At 73.2% G+C, this 24,193-nt stretch carries 20 protein-coding genes; 4 read left to right on the top strand and 16 right to left on the bottom strand.

All coding sequences use genetic code 11. The annotated features are described in order from the left end of the window. Window positions 1–5: 5 nt before the first annotated feature. The 6 genes from ACNJ93_RS22600 to ACNJ93_RS22575 all read right to left on the bottom strand — a co-directional run bounded on the left by ACNJ93_RS22600 (window position 6) and on the right by ACNJ93_RS22575 (window position 6,705). On the bottom strand, window positions 6–1,574 hold the full coding sequence (locus tag ACNJ93_RS22600; protein ID WP_418959249.1) for an FAD-dependent monooxygenase: 1,569 nt from the start codon (window positions 1,572–1,574) through the stop codon (window positions 6–8). A gap of 37 nt (window positions 1,575–1,611) precedes the next feature. Further along, window positions 1,612–3,189 carry a class I adenylate-forming enzyme family protein gene (locus tag ACNJ93_RS22595; RefSeq protein ID WP_418959248.1) on the bottom strand — a complete coding sequence of 526 codons (1,578 nt, stop codon included), beginning with the start codon at window positions 3,187–3,189 and terminating at the stop codon, window positions 1,612–1,614. 237 nt (window positions 3,190–3,426) lie between these two features. Further along, window positions 3,427–4,065 carry an NAD(P)H-dependent oxidoreductase gene (locus ACNJ93_RS22590; protein ID WP_418959247.1) on the bottom strand — a complete coding sequence of 213 codons (639 nt, stop codon included), beginning with the start codon at window positions 4,063–4,065 and terminating at the stop codon, window positions 3,427–3,429. An 89-nt stretch (window positions 4,066–4,154) separates the two neighbouring features. Beyond that, window positions 4,155–5,363: an IS701 family transposase gene (locus ACNJ93_RS22585; protein ID WP_418959246.1), complete on the bottom strand. Its 1,209-nt coding sequence runs from the start codon at window positions 5,361–5,363 to the stop codon at window positions 4,155–4,157. A gap of 380 nt (window positions 5,364–5,743) precedes the next feature. Beyond that, window positions 5,744–6,298 carry an SRPBCC family protein gene (locus ACNJ93_RS22580; protein WP_418959245.1) on the bottom strand — a complete coding sequence of 185 codons (555 nt, stop codon included), beginning with the start codon at window positions 6,296–6,298 and terminating at the stop codon, window positions 5,744–5,746. A gap of 191 nt (window positions 6,299–6,489) precedes the next feature. Then, window positions 6,490–6,705: an EF-hand domain-containing protein gene (locus tag ACNJ93_RS22575; protein WP_418959244.1), complete on the bottom strand. Its 216-nt coding sequence runs from the start codon at window positions 6,703–6,705 to the stop codon at window positions 6,490–6,492. A gap of 103 nt (window positions 6,706–6,808) precedes the next feature. Here ACNJ93_RS22575 and ACNJ93_RS22570 point away from each other — a divergent pair, with 103 nt between their 5' ends. After that, window positions 6,809–7,447: a GNAT family N-acetyltransferase gene (locus ACNJ93_RS22570; protein ID WP_418959243.1), complete on the top strand. Its 639-nt coding sequence runs from the start codon at window positions 6,809–6,811 to the stop codon at window positions 7,445–7,447. 82 nt (window positions 7,448–7,529) lie between these two features. Here the strand turns inward: ACNJ93_RS22570 and ACNJ93_RS22565 are convergent, their stop codons facing one another. The 6 genes from ACNJ93_RS22565 to ACNJ93_RS22540 all read right to left on the bottom strand — a co-directional run bounded on the left by ACNJ93_RS22565 (window position 7,530) and on the right by ACNJ93_RS22540 (window position 14,211). Continuing rightward, window positions 7,530–8,744 (bottom strand): YncE family protein, encoded by a 1,215-nt coding sequence (locus ACNJ93_RS22565; RefSeq protein ID WP_418959242.1) that lies wholly within the window; start codon window positions 8,742–8,744, stop codon window positions 7,530–7,532. Continuing rightward, complete coding sequence (locus tag ACNJ93_RS22560; protein ID WP_418959241.1) at window positions 8,744–9,523, bottom strand: polysaccharide deacetylase family protein; 780 nt, start codon at window positions 9,521–9,523, stop codon at window positions 8,744–8,746. Before ACNJ93_RS22560 ends, ACNJ93_RS22565 begins: the two co-directional genes overlap by 1 nt. 372 nt (window positions 9,524–9,895) lie before the next feature. Beyond that, window positions 9,896–10,402 carry an ATP-binding protein gene (locus tag ACNJ93_RS22555; RefSeq protein WP_418959240.1) on the bottom strand — a complete coding sequence of 169 codons (507 nt, stop codon included), beginning with the start codon at window positions 10,400–10,402 and terminating at the stop codon, window positions 9,896–9,898. A gap of 261 nt (window positions 10,403–10,663) precedes the next feature. Continuing rightward, window positions 10,664–11,431, bottom strand: coding sequence for an enoyl-CoA hydratase/isomerase family protein (locus ACNJ93_RS22550; protein WP_418959239.1), 768 nt, complete (start codon window positions 11,429–11,431; stop codon window positions 10,664–10,666). 87 nt (window positions 11,432–11,518) lie between these two features. Continuing rightward, window positions 11,519–12,772, bottom strand: a complete 1,254-nt coding sequence (locus tag ACNJ93_RS22545) for a L,D-transpeptidase (protein WP_418959238.1) — start codon at window positions 12,770–12,772, stop codon at window positions 11,519–11,521. Between the two features lie 194 nt (window positions 12,773–12,966). Further along, window positions 12,967–14,211: an Ig-like domain-containing protein gene (locus tag ACNJ93_RS22540; protein ID WP_418959237.1), complete on the bottom strand. Its 1,245-nt coding sequence runs from the start codon at window positions 14,209–14,211 to the stop codon at window positions 12,967–12,969. A 193-nt stretch (window positions 14,212–14,404) separates the two neighbouring features. Here ACNJ93_RS22540 and glgX point away from each other — a divergent pair, with 193 nt between their 5' ends. Continuing rightward, entirely contained in the window at window positions 14,405–16,606 is a 2,202-nt protein-coding gene (glgX, locus tag ACNJ93_RS22535; RefSeq protein ID WP_418961493.1) for a glycogen debranching protein GlgX, read from the top strand. Here the strand turns inward: glgX and ACNJ93_RS22530 are convergent. The 4 genes from ACNJ93_RS22530 to ACNJ93_RS22515 are packed head-to-tail and all read right to left on the bottom strand — an operon-like array spanning window position 16,603 to window position 20,158. After that, window positions 16,603–17,271: a response regulator gene (locus tag ACNJ93_RS22530; RefSeq protein ID WP_418959236.1), complete on the bottom strand. Its 669-nt coding sequence runs from the start codon at window positions 17,269–17,271 to the stop codon at window positions 16,603–16,605. The genes glgX and ACNJ93_RS22530 overlap by 4 nt on opposite strands. After that, complete coding sequence (locus ACNJ93_RS22525; RefSeq protein ID WP_418959235.1) at window positions 17,264–18,490, bottom strand: sensor histidine kinase; 1,227 nt, start codon at window positions 18,488–18,490, stop codon at window positions 17,264–17,266. Before ACNJ93_RS22525 ends, ACNJ93_RS22530 begins: the two co-directional genes overlap by 8 nt. A gap of 7 nt (window positions 18,491–18,497) precedes the next feature. Then, window positions 18,498–19,256 carry an ABC transporter permease gene (locus tag ACNJ93_RS22520; protein ID WP_418959234.1) on the bottom strand — a complete coding sequence of 253 codons (759 nt, stop codon included), beginning with the start codon at window positions 19,254–19,256 and terminating at the stop codon, window positions 18,498–18,500. Next, window positions 19,253–20,158, bottom strand: coding sequence for an ABC transporter ATP-binding protein (locus tag ACNJ93_RS22515; protein ID WP_418959233.1), 906 nt, complete (start codon window positions 20,156–20,158; stop codon window positions 19,253–19,255). The genes ACNJ93_RS22520 and ACNJ93_RS22515 overlap by 4 nt, the downstream gene beginning before the upstream one ends. Window positions 20,159–20,292: 134 nt before the next feature. Here ACNJ93_RS22515 and ACNJ93_RS22510 point away from each other — a divergent pair, with 134 nt between their 5' ends. After that, on the top strand, window positions 20,293–22,089 hold the full coding sequence (locus ACNJ93_RS22510; RefSeq protein ID WP_418959232.1) for an ABC transporter ATP-binding protein: 1,797 nt from the start codon (window positions 20,293–20,295) through the stop codon (window positions 22,087–22,089). Further along, window positions 22,086–24,125 carry an ABC transporter ATP-binding protein gene (locus ACNJ93_RS22505; protein ID WP_418959231.1) on the top strand — a complete coding sequence of 680 codons (2,040 nt, stop codon included), beginning with the start codon at window positions 22,086–22,088 and terminating at the stop codon, window positions 24,123–24,125. Before ACNJ93_RS22510 ends, ACNJ93_RS22505 begins: the two co-directional genes overlap by 4 nt. Window positions 24,126–24,193: the final 68 nt, after the last annotated feature.

The raw sequence follows: 24,193 nt of genomic DNA, 5'->3' as shown, positions 1-24,193 counted from the left end.
ATGCCTCACCGCGGCTCGCGGACCAGGGCGACGGCCAGTTCCGCCTCCAGCCGGTCCAGGTCGCGCGCGTGCCCGTGGGCGGCGATGTGGCCGTCCGGGCGCACCAAGTGGTAGCCGGGGCGGGTGCACAGACCGCGGGTGCCGCCCGGCAGGTGCGTCACCCGCACCTGCGGATAGCGCGCCGTGACGTGTCCGGTCTCGGTGAGCCACCGCGGGTCCGAGCGGGGCACGCGCACCAGCAGCGTCCAGGCGGACGGGTCGGCGCCCGGGCCCGCGATGCCGAGGGCCAGCGCCGCGTCGCGGGGCACGACGGCGCCGGGACCGGCCGCGGCGGCCAGCCGGCCGCGCAGGCCGCAGCCCGTGGAGGGCCGCTGGCCGGCGCGTTCCGGGCTGTACGCGAGCCGGCGGCCCGCCAGGACCGGGGCGTACAGCCGGGCGGCGGCCCCGGACCGGTCGAACAGGGTGAACGCGGCGTCGCGGACGGCCGCCCGGCCCGGCGTGCGGGCGGTCAGGGCCCGCGTGTGGACGTCGGTGTCGCGGACGATCCGGCGGGTGGCCTCGGCGCGCTCGGCGCCGTAGCTGTCGAGCAGCGTCGCCGGGGACCGGCCCTGGAGCACGGCGGCCAGCTTCCAGGCGAGGTTGTGGGCGTCCTGGAGGCCGTTGTTCATGCCCTGTCCGCCGGCCGGGCTGTGGACGTGGGCGGCGTCCCCGGCGAGGAAGACCCGGCCCCGCCGGAAGTCCGTGGCCCGGCGGGCGTGCACCCGGAAGACGGTCTCCCAGACCGGTTCGGTGATCCGCACGCCGCGCGGCCCGCGGGTGTCGATGATCTCCTGCATGGCCTCGCGGGACATCGCGCCCCCGTCCGGCATCACCGACAGGAAGCGGAACACCCCGCCGGGCTGCGGCACGACCACCAGGGTGCCCTTCAGGGTCTGGTAGTAGGCGATCTCGTCCGGCGGCAGATACCCGTCGATGCGGGTGTCGACCAGCGCGAACGCCATCTCGTAGGTGCTGCCCTCGAAGCCGATGCCGAGCTGGCCCCGGACCGCGCTGCCGGCGCCGTCGGCGCCGACCACGAACGGGACCCGGTGGCGTTCGACCGTCCCGTCGTCGTGCTCCAGGACGGCGGTGACGGTGCCGCCCGGCTCGATCCTTCCGGAGAAGTCGACGCCGTCGAGGCAGAGCAGCCGCACCCCGCGCTCGACCTTGCCGCCGAGCGCGTGCAGCCGCTCGGTGAGGATGCGTTCCGTCTCGTACTGCGGGAGCTGACGGGCCGCCAGCTCCTCGGTGAAGGTGAGCGTGGCGACCGGGCGGCGGTCGGAGTAGTAGCGGAAGGCGCGCACCGGCACGGAGACCCGGCGCACCTCCTCGCCCGCTCCGAGGTCGGTGAGGATGTCGCGGACCCGCGGCCACAGCGACAGGGCCTTGGGCACGCCCAGCCCCTCGTGCGCGCGGTCGACCAGCCGCACCCGCACGCCGCGGCGCAGCAGTTCGCAGGCGGTGAGCAGGCCGGTGGGTCCGCCTCCGACGATCAGGACGTCGGCGTCCCCGGCGGTCGTGTCTGCCGTGGTCATGGGTGTCCGCTCCTCTCCGTCGCCCGGTCCGCCGCGGTCAGCTCGCCCGCTCGGCGGCGCGCCGGCGCAGCCGGGCCGCGAGCTCGATGCGCTGCACCTTCATCGTGGCCGTGCGGGGCAGTTCGGCCAGCTTCATCTGGACCGGCTCGGCGAGCGTGGGCCACTCGGTGGTGGCGGCGCGCCAGCGGGTCCGGTCCAGCGGCAGGTCGTCGCGGGTGCACAGCACCGGGACGGGCTCCTGGTCGGGGCCGGGGACGACGACCAGTTCGGTGAGCTCGCCGAGGCGGCCGAGGACGGTGTCCTCGATCTCCAGGGTGGAGGCGATGCCGGGGATGGCGTCGACCTCGCGGTCGAGCAGGTGCAGACAGCCCTCCTCGGTGCGGTAGCCGAGGTCCATGCCCCGCCACCAGCCGCCGTGGACCTGCGTGTCGTAGCGCTCGCGCTCGCCGAAGTAGCCGAGGCAGCGGCCGGCGGCCTGGACGTCGATGTAGCCGGGGTTCTCCCGGGTGACCGGCTGTCCGTTGCGGCTGACCAGCTTGAACTTGGTGTCGCCCGGGAAGGCGTAGCCCTGGCAGCGGCCGTCGGCGCCGTGCGCGGTCGCCCGGTTGAAGCCGCGGCCGACCAGCGGGCCGGTCTCGCTCTGGCCGTAGATCTGGTAGAAGAGCGGCGAACTGCGCTCGCTGGCGTGCAGCAGCTTGTCCATGGTGCTGGGGTGGATGGCGTCGAACGTGGTGCTGAAGTACTTCACGTTCGCCAGCGGCTTCAGCGGGTGCTCGGCCAGCACCTCCCACTCCATGAAGGAGTTGGGGTGCGACTCGATGAACCCGGGCCGGGTCTCGGCCCACAGCGCGGCGGCCTTCTCCGGGTCGGCGTCGTTCATGACGACCATCCGGTTGCCGCGGGGCAGCAGGACGGCGAGCGCGAGCGGCATCCGGGAGTGCACGTAGCTGACGTGCAGCGCCACGGTCTCCGTCTCGCGGATCATGTCGAAGAGCTTGGCCTGCGGCCGGTAGCGACCGTGCAGGGTCCGGGCGGAGTGGACGACCAGCTTCGGCAGTCCGGTGGTGCCCGAGGTGTGGGTCATCAGCGCAGGCAGGTCCGGGTGCGGCACGACCGGCTGCTGGCGGGGCGCGCCGGCCAGCCCCGCGATCGAGACCGTGCCGGGCCGCGCGCCGTCGGCGACGAGCACCGCGGCCGTCAGCTCGTCGAGCGGGGCGCCGGCGAAGGCGCCGTCGAGCTTGGCGGTGTCGGTGATCAGGTACGGGCCGCCGAGGCGGCGCAGCAGCGCGAGCACGCTGTCCGCGTCGAGGTACGGGGAGAGCTGCACCGGCACGGCGCCGATGCGGGAGACCGCGCTGGAAAGGATATTGATGTCGAAGCCGTTGGACTTGTGAATGGCGACGTGGTCGCTGCGCCGAATTCCCGCGGCATACAGCCGGGCCGCCATGTCGTCGATGTGTTCGGCGAGTTCGGCGAAGGTCATCCGCCGGCCGGCGTCCGGGAGCAGATCCAGGTCGTGGTCGAGGATGATGAGCTGGTCACCGTGGTCGGCCGCGGCCCGTTCGGCCACCAGGCCCATGTAGAGGCCCTTGTCGCTGGCCCGGACAGGAAGCATGAGTGGGCTCCTCTGGTCGTCGTTCCCGGCGGAATGGAAATGCCGCTTCAGGAAAGAGTTTTCATCATCGGGAGGCGGGCGAAGAAGGCGGATACGGACGATCCGTCATCTCCGCCGAAGGGAATTGCTGATCCGTCATGTCGGGGTGCGGAAATGCGCGTGGCAATTCCCGGTGTGCGACGGCGGCGCGGAATCCGTCCCGGTCGGGGACGGATTCCGGCCGGCGTCGTACGAGGGTCACGCCAGGGTCTGGCGGCCGCGGCGCAGCAGGTCGGCGATCTCGACGGTGCGGCGGGCCTGGTACTCGATGGCCGCGAGGTTGTCGTCGTCGACGTTGCCGCCCTGGTTGCGCGAGACGCTGCTCACGCCGTAGGGGTTGCCGTTGGTCGGGGCGAGCTGGATGTCGTCGGCGACGCCCGGCGGGACGATGAGCGCGCCCCAGTGGTAGAAGGCGTTGTTGAGGGCGAGGATGGTGCTCTCCTGGCCGCCGTGCAGGGTCGCGGTGGAGGTGAACGAGGACATCACCTTGTTCACCAGGCCGCGCTTCATGTGCAGCGGCAGGGTCAGGTCGATGAACTGCTTGAGCGAGGCGGCCGGCAGCCCGTAGCGGCCGGAGGTGCCCCACATCACCGCGTCGGCCCACTCCAGGTCCTCGAGGGCGGCCTCGGGGATGTCCTTGACACTCTCCAGGTGGTCGGCCCAGACCTGGTTCCAGGTGTCGTTGCCGGGGACGATGCTCTCGGTGGTGAGCTCGGCGGTCCGGCGCAGCCGGACCTCGGCGCCGGCCTTCTCGCCGGCCGCGGCGGCCGCGGCGGCGAGCTTGTGCACGTTGCCCTGGGACGAGTAGTAGATGACGGCCAGCTTGGTGGTGCTCATGTCGGTCCTGCTCCTTCGGTGAAACGGTGGACTGACCCACCGCGCGGGGCGGGTCGCTGGAGGGGTGTGTCGTCGGGGCCCGGGCGCGGTCAGACGGCCGTGGGCAGCGCGCGGCCGGTGCGGCCGGAGAGCATCGCGACCGCGTGCGCGGCGGAGGCGAGCGTGGCGTGCCGGTGCCAGCCGGCGAAGGAGCGCCCGGTGAAGTCGCGGATGCCGACCTGCTGGGCGACGTCCGCGAGGTCGTGCTCGACGCGGCGGGCGAGCCGGGTCAGGTGCCGCAGTTCGCCGATGCCGAGGGTGGTCAGGTCGGTGAGCCACAGCTCGGCGGGCCAGCGTCCGCCCTCGGCGACGCCCATCAGGAGCATCGAGCCGGCGGCGCGCTCCGGTCGCCGGCCCGGCTCGGGGGCGGGCGAGGAGCCGGACAGCATGACCCGGACGGTGACGACGGGGCTGCGCAGGCCGGGCTCCTCGCCGGCGCGGCGCACCGGGCGGCGCATGTGCCAGACGGTGGACATGATCTGCTGCGCCGTCACGGCGACGCCGCGGCGCGGGAAGACCGGTTCGTCGACGGCGAGCCTGAGGGCCCCGTCGACCCGCAGCATCATCGGGGTGTCCGAGGCGCGCAGCCGGGCGACGACGGCGGGTACGTCCGCCTCGCGGGCGTCCATCACGACCGGCCGGACGGGGAGCCGGCTCTTGGTGAGCAGCTCCTGGCAGGCCCGGACCGAGCACTGCGCGAGGCTCTCCGGCACCTCGTCGTCCGGTATGGACGCCAGCCGGCGCTGTCCCGCGTCGGAGAGCCAGCGGGGCGACAGCTGGAGCCGCCAGTTCAGCGGGCTGCTCCACTCGTGGGTGGCGGCCCAGACGCCCACGGCCTGCTGGGCGTTGACGACCTGGCCCAGGGCCGGGACGAAGCGGCGCTCCACGCCCACGGAGGTGTCGCCGGCCTTCGGTATGACCATGGGGTGGACGACGTACGCGTGCGGCTGGGCGACGCGTTCGACGTACTGGGCGAGGGCCCGGCGCACCGGGGCCCAGTCCCAGGTGGAGCTGGTGATGAAGTGGTGCAGGCTCTGCTCGATGGCGTCGCCGCCGAAGAGCGCGGCGATGTTGCGGATGGACTTGCGGCCCTCGGCCTCCAGCAGGCCCCGCAGGTACACCATCCCCTTCGTCCGCTGGTCACGGCGGGACATCGAGGAGAACAGCTCGGAGCCGAGCTCCGCGAGCAGGAGCTCACGGAGCCCGTTCCGGGTGGGGCGGTCGGCGGGCGTGTCACGTCTCAACAGCGCGACAGTCATGGTGTTTCCCCCAGTGCGGCCAATGCGTTGTCGGGTGCGGGCGAGCGTGCCCCTCGCCGCCCACGTCCCGGAGCCTCACACGCGGTGGCCAACGGGCGGCCTAGGACCGGCAAACGCCCAGGTCGGAGCCGTGAGATCGGTGCCGATCCGGCCGCCGCCGACCGCGCCGTCCGGGGTCGCCGGCCGCGCCGCCCGGGGTCGCCGGCCGCGCCGTCCGGGGTCGCCGTCAGCCGCCGCCCGCCACCGTCGCCGCCCCCCGGCCGCTCGGGCGCGGAGGAACGGCGCCCGGGGGAATTCCCCGCTCCCGCCGCACCGCCGCATTTCCTTCCGGGCCGCGCCGGAGAAAACTCCCCCGGCGCTCACGGCCCGAATGCGGCGGCTCAGCGCGCGGGGGCGTACTCCTTCTCGATCACTTCCTTGATACGGCCGAGGGTCTCGTCGAGGTCGGACACGAGTTTCGCGGTCCAGTCGACGACGAAACGCTCACGGCCGGCCTCGTCGAGGTCCTTGACGATCTTGTGAATTCCCTCGGTGGCGCGGTTCATCCGGAAGTGGTGGGTGAGGATCGCGCCGTCGCCGTCGGGCTCGATGTCGAAGCCCCAGACGGACTCCTGGTTCTCCCGGGTGTGCGTGAGCATCGCCCAGCGGAACGTCCGGCCGGGCTCCGCCGCGGTGATGCGGGCCTCGGTGTACCAGGTGCCGCGGATCAGCGGGGCCCAGGCCACCACGTCCTCGCTGCGCAGGTTCTCGCCGCGGAAGATCGCGCCGACGGTCGACGGCTCGCCGATCCACTCGCCGCCCCGGCATTCCGGGCTCCACTCGGAGCTGCGCGGCAGATCGCTGACGACGGCGTAGACCTCTTCGGGGCGCGCGGAAATGCGCTTGCTCGCGCGCAGCTCGAACAACGGGTTCTTTTCGATGATGGTGTTCGCCATGCCAATGATGTTTCCTACTGCGGCGAACCCCGGTCAATGAACGAAAAACGATCCGTCAAGTCATTCCGATGACCCGTCAGAATTAAATGTCCCGCAGAACGATTACCGGCCATTCGCAGCGGCTTCCGGGGAGCGGAAAAACGAAGGACGCCCGGCGCATCGGTGCGCACGGGCGTCCAGGACGCGGGGCATCAGGCCTTGCTGAGGTGCGCCCAGAACTCGTCCCAGGAGAGCTTGCCGTCGCCGTTCTCGTCGCGCGGCTTGATCAGGGCCTCGGCGACGGCCTCGGTGACGTTCCAGTCACCCAGCTGCGCCATGACGCTCTTGTACTCGGCGGCGGTGATGAAGCCGTCCCCGTCCACGTCGTACTTGTCGAATGCCGTGCGTGCCGACTCGATGTCCGCCACTGGTCCACCCCTTCTCGGTGCCTCTCTGACGGGGGTCAGGTTATCCGGCCGGACGCCGCGTCCGGTTTCCGGGCCGTCGCCGGCCATGGCGGATCATGGAGGCATGAGCGACGACGTGGCACGGATCCTGGAAGCGGCGGCCCGGGGCGACTTCCCGCCGCCGGACGGCTCGGCGGTGGTGGTGCCGCAGCCGAGCGGGCGGGACGCGGGGGTGCTGGCCTTCACGGCGCACTCGGTGATCTTCACGGACGAGGATCCGGCCTGGGTGCACGCGGCGCTGGCGGCCACCGACGCCGATCCGCTCTCCGCCTCGATGAACCCGGTGTTCCTGACCGGGCTGCTGGCCAAGACCGGCCGCCGGATGAACACCGTGGACCTGCTGACCGTCGCCGACCGGCTGCCCGGCGAGCCCGGCATCGAACTGCGGGAGATCCGGGACCTGTCGCACCCGCGGGTGGCGCGGGCCCTGAAGTACCGGGACGACGTCCGGGTGTGGACCGCGGACGGCGGCGTGCTGATCCTCGGCCGGGGCGTGGCCGGCCGCTGGGAGTGCGCGGTGGAGGTGGACGAGCAGGCCCGCGCCCGGGGCCTCGGCCGGGCCCTGGCCCGCGCGGCCCGGCATCTGACGCCCGGTCCGGTGGTGTGGGCGCAGCAGTCCCCGGGCAACGCACGCAGCGTGCGGACGTTCCAGGCGGCGGGGTACCGGCCGGTGGCCTCCGAGGCGCTGTTCGTGGCCGGCTGACGCACGGGAAGGCCCCGGCCCGTCGTACGGGGGCCGGGGCCTGAGAGCGCGTCGTACGGGCCGGGCTCGTACGGCGCGTCCGTCAGCGGAAGACGCCGGTGTGACCGAGCGAGTAGCGGCCGGGCTGCGGGTAGACCGCGAGGCCGTGCGGGCCGCCGCCGACGGGGATGCGGGCCAGCTGCTTGCCGGTCGTGGTGTCGATCGCGTACACCTCGGAGTCGTACCGGCCGGACAGCCAGAGCACCTTGCCGTCGGCCGAGACGCCGCCCATGTCCGGCGAGCCGCCGTCCGGCAGCCACCACTTCTTGGTCAGCTTGTTCTGGGCGAAGTCGAAGACCGAGATCGAGCCCTCGCCGCGGTTGGGCACGTACATCTCCTTGGAGTCGCGGGAGACGTAGAGGCCGTGGCAGCCCTTGCCGGTGGGCATCAGGGTCGGCGTGGTGAACTTCTCCCCGTCGAGGACCCACATGCCGTGAGCCATCATGTCGGCGATGTAGAAGGTCTTGCCGTCCGGGGAGATCTTCACGTCCTGCGGCATCGCGCCCTCGAAGGGCAGCTTCTGCTGGCCGATCACCTCCATCTTCTCGGTGTCGACCTTGAGCAGCTCGCCGGAGAACTCGCAGGAGACGACGAAGTACCGGCCGTCGGCCGAGAAGTCGGCGTGGTTGACCCCGTAGCAGGAGACCGGGACGGTCTTCTTGCGCTCCATGGTGTGCGGGTCGCGGAAGACCAGCTCGCGGTCCATGGAGGCCATGACGACGGCGTACTTGCCGTTCGGCGTGAAGTAGAGGTTGTACGGGTCGTGCACCTCGACCGGCTTGCCGGCGACGCCGGTGGCCGGGTCGATCGGGGTCAGCGTGTGGCCGCGGTTGTTGTTGACCCAGAGCGTCTTCAGGTCCCAGGAGGGGACGACGTGCTGGGGCTGGATGCCGACCGGGATGGTCTCGATCACCTTGTAGGTCTTGGGGTCGATGACCGAGACGGTGTTGGAGTTGGTGTTGGGCACGTAGACCCGGGACGGGAAGCCCTTGACGACCGGGGAGAGGTTGCCCGGCCGGTCGGCCGCGTAGACGTCCTTCGGGTCGAGGACCGGCGGCATCCCGGGCAGCCCCGGCGGGACGGCGGCGGGCTTGGGCCCGGCGGGGCGCGGGGCGGGCTTGGCGCGCTCGGCGGCGGTGCCGCGGCCGTCGTCGGAGCCGCAGCCGGCGAGCGCGGCGAGCAGTCCGGCGGCGAGCAGCGCGCCGGCGCGCCGGGCGAGACGGGCGGAGGTGGAACGGGGCGTGGTGTGGGGGGACATCAGGTCAGCAGCTCCGTGGTGGTCACCGCGCGCAGTCCGCGGCGGTCGAGGTCGGCGAGGAGGGCGGGCAGCGCGGCGACCGTGTCCGCGTAGCCGAAGTGCAGGCTCACCACGGATCCGTTGCGGACCGTCCCGGTGACGTTGCGGACGACGGCCGGTGCGCCGGGCGAGGTGAAGTCGAGGGAGTCGACGTCGTACGACAGGACGTGCGGGTAGCCGGCGCGGGCGGCGGCCCGGCGCACGTGGGGGCTCGCGTGCGCGGTGCGGGAGGGGCGGAACCAGGTGCCGATGGAGCCGGTGAGCCGGCGCAGCCGGCGGGCGCAGGCGTCGATCTCGGCGTACGCGCGCTCCTCGGTGAGGGCGTTGACGTCGAGGTGGTGCTGGGTGTGGTTGCCGAGCTCGTGGCCGCCGTCCAGGATCCGCCGGGCCAGTGCGGGGTACCGGTCGAGCCAGTCGCCGACGGCGAGGACGGTGATCCGGGCGCCGGCCCGTTCGGCCGCGGCGAGCACGGCGCGGGCGGTGGCGGGGTCGCCCTGGCCGTGGAAGGTGAGGGCGATCCGGGCGCGGTCGCGCGGTCCGTGGCTGATCTCGGCGGGGCGGCCGGGGAAGCGGCGCGGGCCCGGTACGGCGGAGGGCGCGGGGGCCGGAGCGCGGGGGCCCCGGGTGCGGGGGTCGGGGGCGCGGGCGGGCCGTTCCGCCGCGCAGGCGGCGGTGAGCGCGCCGGCGAGGACGGCGGCCGCCCCCGTCCGCAGGACGGCTCGGCGGTCGGTCGGAGTCACGCGACCATTTAAGGGGCGCTCCACCCGAAAGGTAATGATTGCGCCAATTCAGGACGTTTGCCGTTGCCGCCACGCCCGGCTGGACACCGGGGAGACTCGAAGAACACACGGTGAACGCCATACTTATTCACCGTTTATAAGGCGCGTGCCCTATGTCACCAACGATTCATTGGAGGAACATCCCGCTTTGCCCGAATCTGACCCGGTACGGACTTTTGGCGGCAAGGCCCCGGGTCTGCCATAGTCGGAGCCACGACCCCCATTGACCCGGGCCAGGTCGTCTCCGCGCCGTGGATACACCCCCTTCGTCCACGGCGCTCCACACGAAGCCCCCACCACGCCCACCACGGCGGACGGGGGCTTCGGTGCGTCTCAGGGGCGGTCGGCGACGCGCATCTCGAACCAGGTCGTCTTGCCGCGCGGTAAGAGGTCGACGCCCCAGCGGTCGGAGAGCTTGTCGACGAGGAAGAGGCCGCGCCCGCTGGTGTCCAGCTCGTGCACCGGCATGAGGCAGGGCAGCCCCCGGGAGGGGTCGCGGACCTCGATCCGGATCCAGCCCCGGCGGCGCAGCATCCGCAGTCCGAAGATCCGGGCCCCGGTGTGCCGGACGGCGTTGCCGACCAGTTCGGAGACCAGCAGGACGGCGTGCTCGGCGATCTGCGGCGACAGCGCCCAGTGCCGCAGGACGACGGACTGGGTGAGCCGGCGGGCCGTCGCGGCCGACTCCGGCAGGGACGGCAGGCACACCTCGCCGTCCGCCGGATTCCCGTACAGCTCCAGGGCTCTGACGCCCCGTTCGTCCTCCGTGCCCGGTACCCACCGGGCGGCGGCCGAGCCGCCGCGCTGCCGTGGTTGCTCGACACCCTCCAGGCCCGCCATGCCCTCCATCATGGCCGCCCGGACGCCCCCGCGGGGCCGTTCCGGAGGAATCGGTGCCGGGGGTGAGGAAGTCCTTCGGACGTCGATCGGCATATGCCAGAGGCAGAAAATGTCCCGGAAAACCTGTGCTGACCTGCGACGACGCACCGTGTTCGCATGATCACAGAGGAGGGCTCGGTGCCTCCGGGAAGACCGCCCCCTCGGGCGGCGTCGCGCGGCTCAGCCGGTTGACGCCGCCGGTTCCGCTCCGGCCGGAGAGGCTCAGAGGAACTTCGCCTTGCCCGGGCCCTCCTCCACGAAGCTGCGCATGCCGCGCTCGCGGTCCTCGGTCGCGAACAGGCCGGCGAACCAGTTCCGCTCGATCGCCAGACCGGTGTCGATGTCCGTCTCCAGACCCGCGTCGACCGACTCCTTGGCGGCGCGCAGCGCCAGCGCCGGGCCCTGGGCCAGCTTCGCGGCCCAGGCGTGCGCCTGCTCGTACACCTCGGCGGCCGGGACGACCCGGTCGACCAGGCCGAGCGCGAGCGCCTCGTCGGCCTTCACCATCCGGCCGGTGAAGATCAGGTCCTTGGCCTTCGAGGGGCCGATGAGACGGGAGAGGCGCTGGGTGCCGCCGGCGCCCGGGATCAGGCCGAGCAGGATCTCCGGCTGGCCGAGCTTGGCGTTGTCGGCGGCGATCCGGTAGTCCGCGCACAGCGCCAGCTCGCAGCCGCCGCCCAGGGCGTAGCCGGTGACCGCGGCGACGACCGGCTTGGGGATGCGGGCGACGGCGGTGAACGCGTCCTGCAGCGCCCGCGACCGCTTGACCATGGCCGCGTGGTCCATGACCTGCATCTCCTTGATGTCCGCGCCGGCCGCGAACACCTTCTCCCCGCCGTACAGGATCACCGCGCGCACGTCGTCGCGGTCCGTGGCCTCCTGGGCCAGCTCGCGCAGCCGGTCCTGGGTGGCGATGTCCAGGGCGTTCATCGGGGGACGGTCGAGGCGGATCGTGCCGACGCCTTCGGCGACTTCGAGGTTCACAGTCATGAGACGCAGGTTAGTCGCCGTTAACGACGGCGGACCCGGTGCTGTTGCTCACAGCACCGGGTCCGCGGCCGTTCCGTACGGAGGGATCTACTTGATCCACTCCTCCCACGACATGTTCCAGCCGTTGAGGCCGTTGTCCGGGCGGATCTGCTTGTCCTTGGAGTTCTTCACGACCACCACGTCGCCGATGATCGAGTTGTTGTAGAACCAGGCCGCCGGGGTGGAGCCGTCGCCGGCGCCGCGCACGTCCCGCAGACCCACGCAGCCGTGGCTGACGTTCGCGTTGCCGAAGGTGCCCGCGGAGGCCCAGTAGTTGCCGTGCACGAAGGTGCCGGAGGTGGACAGGCGCATCGCGTGCGGCACGTCCTTGATGTCGTACTCGCCGCCGAAGCCGACCGTGGCGCCGTTCATCCGGGTCACGCGGTACTTCTCGCTGATGACCATCTGGCCGTTGTACGTGGTCGTGGACGGCGCGCCCGCGGTGATCGGGATCGTGCGCAGGAGCTTGCCGTCACGGACGACCTTCATGGTCTTGGCCTTGGCGTCCACCGTGGCGACCTGGCTGCGGCCGATGGTGAACTTCACCGTCTTCTTCTGCTTGCCGTAGACGCCCGGCCGGCCCTCGACGCCGTCCAGGTTGAGCTCCACGGTCACCTTGGTGCCCGCGGCCCAGTACTCCTTCGGCCGGAAGTCGAGGCGGTCGTTGCCGAACCAGTGGCCCTGGATCTCGACGTTCGGCTCGGCGGTCACCTTGATGGCGTTCTCGACGGCCTCGGGGTTGGTGATGCCCCGGGTGAAGTTGATGGACACCGGCATGCCGACGCCGACGGTCGAACCGTCCTCGGGCGTGTAGTGGCCGATGAAGGTGTTCTTCGGGACCAGCGTGGTGAAGGTGGTGTCCTTCGCCGACTCGCGGCCCTCGGCGTCCTTGGCGATCGCGTGGACCTTGTACTGCGTGCCGGCGGCGAGGTGCCGCACCGGCTCCCAGCTGGCGCCGTCCGCGGCCAGCTTGCCCTCGACCGGGGCGCCCTTGGAGTCGGCCACCTCGACGGTGGTCAGCTTGCCCTTCTCGGCGGTGACCTTCAGCGCGCCGCTGGTGGCCACGTCCTTCGCGCCGTCCTTCGGCAGGACCGTCACCACGGCCTGCGAGGCGGCGTTCTCGACCTGGCCGCCGCCCTTGCCCTTGTCCCCCGAGGCGCCCGGCCCCTCGGCGTCCCCGCCGCCGCAGGCGGTGACGAGAAGCAGCATCGCCCCCGCCGCCAGCGCCCGCAGACGCACGCCCCCACGCACGCCTCCGCGGCCGGCCACGGCCGATGCCCCGGATATCGGCTGCCCGTTCACTCTGGTCCACTCCCCTCGCACGGCCTGGCCCCGCCACGGCCCGCACCCCCGGGCGCAGTCCTCTCGCGCCCACGGCGCTAGATAATCACACCGCGGCCACGGAAAGTTCACTGGGAATGTCACCGTTCAGTCCCAACTCGTCCGGGACGTGCCGGGGGCCGCGCAACGGCGGCGAGCGGGGGCGTGACACCGGGTCAGCGCAGCGCGGAACCGGCCTTCCAGCGGTCCCAGTCCATGTTCCACCCGCCCAGGCCGTTGTCGGGAGCGACCTTTCGGTCACGGGAGTTCACGACCTCCACGACGTCCCCGATGAGGGTCCGGTCGAAGAACCACCCGGCGGGGCTGTCGGAGCTGCCGCCCTTCTCGTCCTGCAGGCCCACGCAGCCGTGGCTGACGTTGGCGTTGCCGAAGGTGTCCTCGGAGGCCCAGTAGTTGCCGTGCAGGAAGGTGCCGGAGCTGGTGAGCCGGATCGCGTGGGGCACGTCCTTGATGTCGTACTCGCCGCCGAAGCCGACCGTGCGGCCGTCCATCCGCGTCACGTCGTACATCTCCGTGACCACCATCTTCCCGTTGTACGTAGTGGTCTTCGGGGCGCCCGCGGTGATCGGCAGCGTCGCCAGGAGCTCGCCGTCCCGGCGCACCTCCATGGTGTGCGCGGCGGCGTCCACCAGGGAGACCTGGGAGCGGCCGACGGTGAAGCCGACCGTCTTGCGCTGGATGCCGTAGACGCCGGGCGCGCCCTCGACGTCGCGCAGCGCCAGCTCGACGGTGACCTCCGTGCCCGGCTCCCAGTAGTCACGGGGCCGGAAGTCGAGCCGCTCCTTGCCGAACCAGTGGCCGGCGATCTCGACGGGCGGGTCCGCGGTGACGCGGATGGCGCGCTCGACGGCGGCGCGGTTCTCGATCGGCCGGTTGAAGCCGAAGGAGACGATCATGCCGGTGCCGACGGTCGAGCGGTTCTCCGGCTTGAAGTAGCCGATGAAGCGTTTCTCGGGGACGACCGTGGCGAAGGTGGTGTGCCGGGCGGAGCGGCGGCCCTCCCCGTCCAGGGCGACCACGTCCACGCTGTACTTGGCGGCGAGCGCCAGCCGGGCCCCGGCGGCCGGGCGCCAGCGCAGCCCGTCGTCGCTGATCGTGCCCTCCAGGCGGGCCGGGCGGGCGTCCTCGATCTGGACGACGGAGACCCGTTCGAGCCGTCCCTCGTCGACGGCGATCTCGACCGGGCCGTCCGCGGGGACGGCCTTCGCGCCGTCCTCCGGGCTGATCCGGATGACGTCGCCGGGGGCCTTGGCCCGGCCGGGCAGCGGCAGCGTGAACCCGCCGCCCTTCTCCCCGCCGGGTCCGCCGTCGCCGGTGCAGCCCGTGGTCGCGGCCAGGAGGCCGGCCGCCGCCAGGGCGAGGCCCAGGCAGGTCCTCGCCCGCTTCAGTGCATGTCTCACGCCCGGCCCAACGACTGCCCCCCTCCAGGGGAAACGTGGGCGCCGGTCATGTTGGGAGCACGGCGCTCCGGGCAGAACAGGTGGGAGGCCCCGTGCGGGGAGGGGCGGCCGGGACGCCGCCGCTCGCTGGCGGCACGGGGCCCGACGAGCCGCGGGAGGCCGACAGGTGTCGAGCGCAGCCGAACAGGAGGCGGTGCGGGAGGGAGCGGCGCCCTCCCCTGCCGTGGAACAGGTCGCGGTGCCCCCGCGGCCGAGAGTGTGGCCGGGCGCCCCGACGCCGCTGGGGGCGCGCTGCCGGACCGGGCCGGACGGGGTGGCGGGCACCAACTTCGCGCTGTGGGCGGGCGGGGCGGAGGCGGTGGAGCTGTGCCTGTTCGCGCCGGACGGCACGGAGACCCGGCTGCCGCTGACCGAGCTGACCCACGAGATCTGGCACGGCTTCGTGCCGGGGGTGACGGCCGGGCAGCGGTACGGCTACCGGGTGCACGGCCGCTGGGACCCGTGGACGGGGGCCCGCTGGAATCCGGCCAAGCTGCTCCTCGACCCGTACGCGCGGGCCGTCGACGGGGACTTCACGCTGCCGCCGGAGGTGTACGGGCACGTCCGGGACTGGCCGCAGCAGCACGTGGCGGACACCGTGCGCGACGAGCGGGACTCGGCGCCGTTCGTGCCCAAGGGCGTCGTCGTCCAGGACGACGACGACTGGGCGGACGACCGCCGGCCGAAGACCCCGTGGCCGGACTCGGTGATCTACGAGCTGCACGTGAAGGGGTTCACGAAGCTCCACCCGGGCGTCCCGGAGCACCTGCGGGGCACGTACGCGGGCCTCGCGCACCCGGCGGCGATCGAGCACCTGACGCGGCTGGGGGTGACGGCGGTGGAGCTGCTGCCGGTGCACCAGTTCGCGCACGAGGACCACCTGCTGCGCCGGGGGCTGCGCAACCACTGGGGCTACAACTCGATCGGCTACTTCGCCCCGCACGCCGCGTACAGCGCCTCGGGGACGGCCGGGCAGCAGGTCGGCGAGTTCAAGCGGATGGTGCGGGCGCTGCACGCGGCGGGGATCGAGGTGATCCTCGACGTGGTCTACAACCACACGGCGGAGGCGGGCGAGCTGGGCCCGACGCTCTCCCTGAAGGGCATCGACAACCGGGGCTACTACCGGCTGCAGCCCGACGCCCGCCGGTACGCCGACTACACCGGCTGCGGCAACACCCTGCACGTGGTGCAGCCGCAGGTGCTGCGGCTGATCACCGACAGCCTGCGGTACTGGGTGACCGAGATGGGCGTGGACGGCTTCCGCTTCGACCTGGCGGCGGCGCTGGCCCGCTCGATGCACGACGTCGACATGCTGTCCCCGTTCCTCGCGGTGATCGCGCAGGACCCGGTGCTGCGCCGCGTGAAGCTGATCGCCGAGCCGTGGGACGTGGGCAACGGCGGTTATCAGGTGGGCGCGTTCCCGCCGCTGTGGACCGAGTGGAACGACCGCTACCGGGACGCGGTACGGGACTTCTGGCGCGGCGCGCTGCCCGACGTGCGGGACCTCGGCTACCGGCTGTCCGGCTCCAGCGACCTGTACGCCTGGGGCGGGCGCCGCCCGTACGCCTCGGTCAACTTCGTCACCGCGCACGACGGGTTCACGCTGCGGGACCTGGTCACGTACGAGCGCAAGCACAACGAGGCCAACGGGGAGGGCAACCGGGACGGCACGAACGACAACCGGGCCTGGAACTGCGGGGTGGAGGGCGAGACCGACGACCCCGCGGTCAACGCGCTGCGCCGCCGCCAGATCCGCAACCTGCTCACGACGCTGCTGCTGTCGACCGGGGTGCCGATGCTGGTCGCCGGCGACGAGATGGGCCGCACGCAGGGCGGCAACAACAACGCGTACTGCCAGGACAACGAGCTGGGCTGGGTGGACTGGTCGCTGCCGGAGCAGGAGGGCCCCCGCGGGCTGCTGGAACTGACCTCGCGGCTGCTGGCCCTGCGCCACCGCCACCCGGTGCTGCGCCGCCGCGCGTTCTTCGACGGCCGCCCGCAGGGCGCGGACGGGCTGCGGGACCTGGCCTGGTTCACGCCGGACGGCGCGGAGATGACGGAGCGGGACTGGTACGCGCCGACGTCGACGATCGGCCTGTACCTCTCGGGCCGCGACATACCGGGCCGGGACGCCCGGGGCGAGCAGGTCACCGACGACAGCTTCCTCGCGGTCCTGCACGCCTCGCCCCGCCCGGTGGAGTTCACGCTGCCGGGCCCGCCGTGGGCGGAGTCGTACGAACTGGTCGTGGACACCTCCCGCGAGGACCAGTCCCGGCCCCCCGGGACGCTGCACCGCGGCGGCGAGCGCTTCACGGTGGCGGAACGCTCGGTGGTGCTGCTGCGGGTGGCGGGTTAGGACTTCTGGGTTCCGGGGCCGCCGAGGATGCCGCGGTCGTAGGCGGTGGCGACCGCGGCGGCGCGGTCCTTGGCGTCGAGTTTGGCGAAGATGTGGGTGAGGTGGGTCTTCACCGTGGCCTCGCTGATGAAGAGTTCGGCGGCGATGGCCTTGTTGGAGGTGCCCTTGGCCACCAGGGCGAGGACCTCCGTCTCGCGCGCGGAGAGCGTGTCGTCCACGGGTCGCGCGGCCGGGGTGCGGACCCGGGTGACGAGCCGGGAGGCGACGGCCGGGGAGAGCACGGTGCGGCCGTCGGCGGCGGCGCGGACCGCGGCGAACAGCTCCTCGCGGGGCGCGTCCTTGAGCAGGTAGCCGGTGGCGCCCGCCTCGATCGCGGGCAGGGTGTCGGAGTCCGTGTCGTACGTGGTGAGGACCAGGACCCGGGAGCGGGCGCCCCGCCGGGTCAGCTCGGCGATCGCGTCGACGCCCCCGCCGCCGGGCATGCGCAGGTCCATCAGGACGACGTCGGGGTCGAGGCGTTCGGCGAGCGCGACGGCCGCGACGCCGTCCGGCGCCTCGCCGAGGACGGTGAAGGCGGAATCGGCGGCGAACATGCCGCGCAGCCCGTCGCGGACGACCGGGTGGTCGTCGACGATCAGCAGGGTGATGGTCCGGGGCTCAGTCATGGCGCACCAACGGTACGCGGGCGCTCACCGCGGTGCCCGCCCCCGGTTCGGCCTCGACCGCGACCTCGCCGGCGATCCGGGCGGCGCGGGCCCGCATGCCGGGCAGGCCGAACCCGCCCTCGGCGGTGCGGCCACGCAGGGCGGCCGGGTCGAAGCCGCGGCCGTCGTCGCGTATGTCGAGGGTGACCTCGTCGCCCATGTACGAGAGGGTCACGCCGGCGCGCGTGGCTCCGGCGTGCTTCGCCGTGTTGGCCAGGGCCTCCTCGGCGATCCGCAGCAGCGTGGCGGCGACCTCGTCGTGGAGCGGCTCCTCGGCGCCGGTGACGGTGAACCGGGCGTCCACGCCGGTGCGTTCGGCCCAGAGCGTGACGGTCTTGCGCAGGGCCCCGGGCAGTCCGTCGTGCTCCAGGGCCGCCGGCGCCAGGTTCTGCACGGAGCGGCGGGCCTCGCCGAGGGAGTGCCGGGCGAGGGCCTGCGCCCGGTCGAGGTGGACGCGGGCCGCCTCGGGGTCCTCGGCGGCGGTGACGGCCTGCAGCTGGGCGATGATGCCGGTCAGGCCCTGCGCGAGGGTGTCGTGGATCTCGGCGGCGAGCCGGCGGCGCTCGTCGGCGACGCCGGCCTCGCGGGCCTGGACGACGAGCTGTGCCTGGAGCGCGGCGTTCTCGGCGAGGGCGCGCTCCAGGGCGTCGATGGTGGCGGCCTTCTCGCGGGCGTGCTCTGCCTCCTTGGCGCTGATCTGCCCGAAGACCGCGGAGAGCCCGGCGTTCACCGCGAACAGACCGCCGAAGACCAGCCATTGGGTGGTCGAGCGGGGCGGCAGCCCGCCGGACTGCGAGCCGGCCATGGTGGCGGCGACGACCAGCAGCGCGGGGCGCAGCAGCCGCGGCCGGACCACGTGGGCCACGTCGAAGTAGCCGATGGAGGCGTGGATGGCGAAGAACGGGTTGAGCCAGGTGAGCGCGAAGGCGAGCACCGTGCGCGTCGCGTAGTAGCACTCGCCGCGCAGCGAGGGTCGGGGCAGCGCCAGGCCGTTGGCGGCGCTCCACCACCCCTGCAGGGCGAGCATCGCGACGAGCAGGACACCGGCCGCGTACAGCTCGCCGGTCGTCATGGTCTCGCCGACGATGGCGGCGCCGACGGCCGTGGACAGGGCGAGCAGCGCGTACGGGCCGTACGCGTAGAACTGGGCCCAGCGCTGCTCGGCCGGTGTCGGCGTCACGCGTCCCTCACTCCCAGGTGAACCGGCGTCGGGCGAAGGCGACCAGGACCACGGTCCAGACGGCGGTCACCGCGAGGTGCGTCCACCCCGGCCACTGGCCGGCGGCGGCCTGATCGAGGGCGCGGGCGGAGGCGCCGAAGGGGGTCAGGCCGACGATGTCGCGCAGGGTGCCGGGCATGGCCGCCACGGGGAGCCAGACGCCCGAGGTGAACATCGCCGGGAAGAATACCGCCGAGCCGACCGCCTGGGTGATCTTGGTCGTGCGGCTGATCGCGGAGATCGCCGCGCCCAGCGCGAGGGCGGAGAGCGCGGCCAGGACCAGGGCCGGCAGATAGCCGCCGAGCTGCCGGGGCAGGGCCACGCCGAAGACGAGCCGGCCGACGGCCAGGGCGATCAGTGCCGAGGCGAGGACGGCGGCGCCGTGCAGGGCGATCTGGGCGCCGATGAGCGCCCCCGGCTTCATGGGCGTGGTCGCCATGCGGCGCAGGATGCCGCGCTCGCGGTAGCCGGTGAGCAGCGGCGGCATGGACTGGATCCCGGAGGTGATGGTGGCGAGCAGGATCGCGATCGGCACGTAGAGGTCGACCGTGCGCAGCCCGCCGAGGTCGGGACTCGGCTCCCGGAACACCGGGATGCAGCCGATGATCACGAGCAGCAGCGTCGGGAAGGCGAGGATCCAGAACAGGGCGGCCGGTTCGCGGGTGAAGAGCCGGGCCTCGGCCTTCAGGACGGCGGTGTGGGTGCGGCGGAGGGTCGCGGTGCTCACTGGTCGGTTCCTGTCAGGTCGAGGAAGGCGTCGTCGAGCGTGGCGTCGGAGACGCGCAGGTGGTGGGCGGTGACGCCCTCGCGGGCGAGGTGGGACAGCAGCGCGGCGGTGCTGTCGTCGGTGCCGGTCACGGTGATCCGGCCGTCCCGCGCCTCGTCGACGGAGACCACGGCGTCCAGGACCTCCAGGGCGCGGACGTCGAGCGGCGCGGAGGGCAGGAAGGTGACGACGGTGCGGGCGGCGGCCCGGCCGATGAGACCGGCGGGGGTGTCGAGGGCGGTGATCCGGCCGCCGTCGACGAGCGCGATCCGGTCGCACAGGCGCTGGGCCTCCTCCATGAAGTGGGTGACCAGCAGGACGGTCACCCCGCCGGCGCGGACGTCCTCGACGAGCCGCCAGGTGTCGCGACGGGCCCGCGGGTCGAGGCCGGTGGTCAGCTCGTCGAGGACCACGACGCGGGGGTTGCCGATGAGGGCGAGGGCGATGGACAGGCGCTGCTTCTGTCCGCCGGACAGCTTCGCGAAGCGGACGCCGAGCCGGTCCGCGAGACCGAGCCGTTCGGCGAGTTCGCGCCAGTCGGCGGGGTCCGGGTAGCAGGCCGCGTACAGCTCCAGCGCCTCACGGACGGTCAGCTTGCCCTGCAGTTCGCTCTCCTGGAGCTGCGCCCCGAGCAGCAGGGTCACCCGGTCCCGGTCGGCGACCGGGTCGTACCCGGCCACCCGTACCGTCCCGGCGTCCGGGACCCGCAGCCCCTCCACGCACTCCACGGTGGTGGTCTTCCCGGCCCCGTTGGGCCCGAGGATCCCGAAGATCTCCCCCTCGGCGACCTCGAAGGACACCCCGTCGACGACCGTGCGACCGCCGTACCGCTTGCGCAGTTCCCGTACCTCGATCATTGCCATGCCCTCAGGCTGCCGGGCGGCGCGGGGCGCGCGCATCGGCCGATCCGCTCGTCCCCGGGATCAACCGATCGGCCGATGGCGCGGCCGGAAATGGAGATGAGCCGCGTCAGGGGCGAACCCTACGATCGGGCCTGATGTCCGAGAAACGTGAGCCCGCCAGGAACCGGTCCGCCGTACGTTCGCTGCTGCGCCTGTGGCCCTATCTGCGGCCGGTGCGGCTGCGCTGGGGGACGGCGGCCGTGGTGGCCGTCGTCGCCTCGTGCCTGGGGCTGGTGATCCCGCTGGTGCTCAAGTGGATCGTGGACGGCCCGGTGGCCGAGCAGGACCCCGGCGGGGTGTGGCTCGGCGCGCTGTACGTGCTGCTGCTCGGCGTCGCGGAGGCGGGCCTGTTCGGGCTGCGGCGCTGGCTGGTGGCCCGGCCGCTGGCCGGCGTCGAGGCGGCGATGCGGGCGGACCTGTACCGGAGGCTGCAGCGGCTGCCGATCTCCTTCCACGACCGCTGGGCCTCGGGACAGCTGCTCTCCCGGGGGACGGCGGACCTGAGCCTGCTGCGGATGTTCCTGGCCTTCCCCCTGACCTTCCTGTTCGTCAACGCGGTGACGATCGTGGCGGGGTACGTGATCCTGCTGGGCCAGGAGTGGACGCTGGGGCTCGTGCTGCTGGTGCCGGTGGCGCCGCTGGTGGTGCTCTGCTTCCTGTTCGAGACGCGGTACTCGCTGGTCGCGCGGCGCGCCCAGGACCAGGTCGGCGACGTGACGACGGTGATCGAGGAGAGCGTCCTCGGCATCCGGATCGTCAAGGGCTTCGGCCGGCACCGCAGTCAGCAGCTGGCGTTCCGGGCGCTGACCGGCCGGCTGCGCGGCACGGAACTGGAGAAGGCCCGGCTGCTGGCCTGGATCTGGGCGCTGATCACGTTCCTGCCCGAACTCGCGGTGGGCGCGGCGCTGGTGCTCGGCACGATGCAGGTCGCCGACGGGGAGCTGTCGGCGGGCACGCTGGTCGCCTTCCTGTCGACCACGCTGGCGCTGCGCTGGCCGGTGGAGTCGATCGGCTTCCTCATCGCGATGAGCCAGGAGGCGGCGACGGCCACGGAACGCTTCTTCGAGGTGATGGACGAGGCGGAGGAGGAACCGGGCGGCGCGGTCACGTCCGTGCCGGCCGCCGGGGACGGGGTGCGGTTCGAGGGGGTGTCGTTCCGTTACCCGGACGCGCCCGAGGACGCGCGGCCGGTGCTCGACGGGGTCGACCTGCACATCCGGGCCGGGGAGACCATGGCCCTGGTCGGCGCGACGGGTTCCGGCAAGACCACGCTCACCGCGCTGGTGCCGCGGCTGCACGAGGCGACCGGCGGGCGGATCCTGCTGGACGGCGAGGACATCACGGCGATGCCGCGGGAGCGGCTGCGGGAGCTGGTGTCGGTGGCCTTCGAGGAGCCCACGCTGTTCTCGGCGACGGTGGCCGAGAACGTGCTGATGGGCGCGGGCCCCTCGGGCGACGACGACACGGAGGCGCTGGGCCGGGCGCTCGCCGTCGCGCAGGCCCGGGACTTCGTGGACGCGCTGCCCGAGGGCGCCGGTACGCAGGTCGGCGAGCAGGGCCTGAGCCTGTCCGGCGGTCAGCGCCAGCGCCTCGCGCTGGCCCGCGCGGTGGTCGGCCGGCCCCGGTTCCTGGTCCTCGACGACCCGCTGTCCGCGCTGGACGTGCACACCGAGGCGCTGGTCGAGGCGGCCCTGCGGGAGGTGCTGCGCGGCACGACCGCGCTGGTCGTCGCCCACCGGCCGTCCACGGTGCTGCTCGCGGACCGGGTGGCGCTGCTGTCCGAGGGCCGCGTGAAGGCGGTGGGCACCCACCACGAACTGCTGCGCAGCGACCCCGAGTACGCCTGGCTGATGTCCGGCACCGAGCACGGCAGGGGGACCGACCCACGATGACCACCGACCCGAAGGCCCCGAGGAACGCGGCCGACCCGGACGGACCCCCGTACGCGACGGACGCGGCGGACCCGAGGAACGCGGCCGGCCCAGCCGACCCGGACGGACCCCCGTACGCGACGGACGCGGCGGACCCGAGGAACGCGGCGGACCCGGACGATCCCCCGTACGCGGCCGACCCGCCCGCTCCGGACGGCCCTCCGTCCGTGGCCGCCCCTGCCGGCCCGTCCGGACCGGCCCCGTCCGGTGACCCGTTCGACCGGGACGAGTTGCCGGCTCCGCCCCGGGCGACCGGGCGGCTGCTCGGTTCGCTGCTCGGCCCGCACCGGGCCAGGGTGCTGCTCGCCGCCGTTCTGCTGCTGCTCCAGCAGGCGGCGGTGCAGGCCGGGCCGCTGCTCGTCGCGTACGCCCTCGACCGCGCGGTGCCCGCGCTGCGCCGTGACGCGTACGGCCCGCTGGTCGCGGTGGCCGCGGGTTATCTGGGCTGCGCGGCCGCGGCCGGGTTCCTCCAGTACGCGTTCAGCCGGGTCTCCGCCCGGGTCAACCAGGACGTGCTGCGCGAGCTGCGGGACCGGATCTTCCGGCACGCGCAGGCGCTCAGCCTGGACTTCCACGAGCGCTACACCTCCGGCCGGCTGATCTCGCGGGCCACGGCCGACGTCGAGTCGCTGCGCGAACTCCTCGCGGAGGGCCTGCAGGAACTCGTCGGCGTGGTCCTCGCGTTCGTGTACATCTCGGCGATGCTGCTCTGGCTGGACCTGGGGATCGGGGCGGTGGCCGTGGCCTCGTTCGGCCCGCTGTACCTGATGATCCGGCGCTACCGGCGGCGCGCCTCGGTGGTGTTCGCGGAGCGGTCCACGGCGATCGCCGGGGTGATCGTGAAGTTCGCGGAGACGATGAACGGGATCCGTCCGGTCCGCGCGTTCCGGCGGGAGGCCGCCAACGACGCCGAGTTCGGGCGGCTCAACCACCGTCACGAACGGGCCAACGGCGACGGCCTGCTGGAGATGGCGCAGTACGTGGTGGGCTCGCGGCTGATCGCCAACACCGCGGTCGCGGGCATGGTGCTGTGGGGCGCGTACCGGGTGGCCGGCGGGACCCTGGCGCTCGGGGTGCTGGCGGCGGCGGTGCTGTACGTGCGGCGGCTGTACGACCCGATCGACCGGCTGGGCATGTTCCTCAACTCCTACCAGTCCGCGGCGGCCTCGCTGCAGAAGATCGCCGGGCTGCTGGCCCAGCCGCCGACCGTGCCGGAGCCGGTCGCGCCGCGCGCGCTGCCGGCGCGGGCGGACGGCCGGCCCGGGCGCGAGGTGGTGTTCGAGGACGTGCGGTTCGCGTACCGCACGGGCGGCGAGGTGCTGCCCCGCTTCGGCCTGACGATCCCGGCCGGGCAGACGGTGGCGGTGGTCGGCTCGACGGGGGCCGGCAAGTCGACGCTGGCGAAGCTGCTGGCCCGGTTCTACGACCCGACCGAGGGCCGGGTGCTGCTGGACGGGGTCGACCTGCGGGATCTGGCCACGCCGGAACTCCGGCGGGGTGTGGTGATGGTGACGCAGGAGGCGTTCCTGTTCTCGGGGACGGTCGCACAGAACATCGCGATCGGCCGCCCGGACGCGAGCCGCGAGGAGATCGAGCACGCGGCGAAGGCGATCGGCGCGCACGACTTCATCGCGGGCCTCCCGGACGGCTACGACACCGATGTGCGCAAGCGGGGCGGCCGTATCTCGGCGGGCCAGCGCCAGTTGGTGGCCTTCGCCCGCGCGCTGCTGGCCGACCCGGCGGTCCTGATCCTGGACGAGGCGACCAGTTCGCTGGACGTGCCGGGCGAGCGGGCGGTGCAGCGCGCGATGGACACGGTGCTGGCCGGGCGTACGGCGGTGGTGATCGCCCACCGGCTGTCGACGGTGGAGATCGCCGACCGGGTCCTGGTGATGGAGTCCGGCCGCATCGTGGAGGACGGCACACCGGCCGAACTCGCCGCGGAGAAGGGCCGGTTCGCGGGCCTGCACCGCGCGTGGCAGGACAGCCTCGTCTGACGCGCACGGGCGCGGCCCGCCCGTCCCACCCGGCCGGGGCGGCTGGGGCGTACGGGCCCGGGCCGCGC

The sequence above is a fragment of the Streptomyces tritici genome, assembly GCF_048500665.1.
GTDB lineage: Bacteria > Actinomycetota > Actinomycetes > Streptomycetales > Streptomycetaceae > Streptomyces > Streptomyces tritici.
This window is presented reverse-complemented; position numbering and strand designations above follow the sequence as displayed.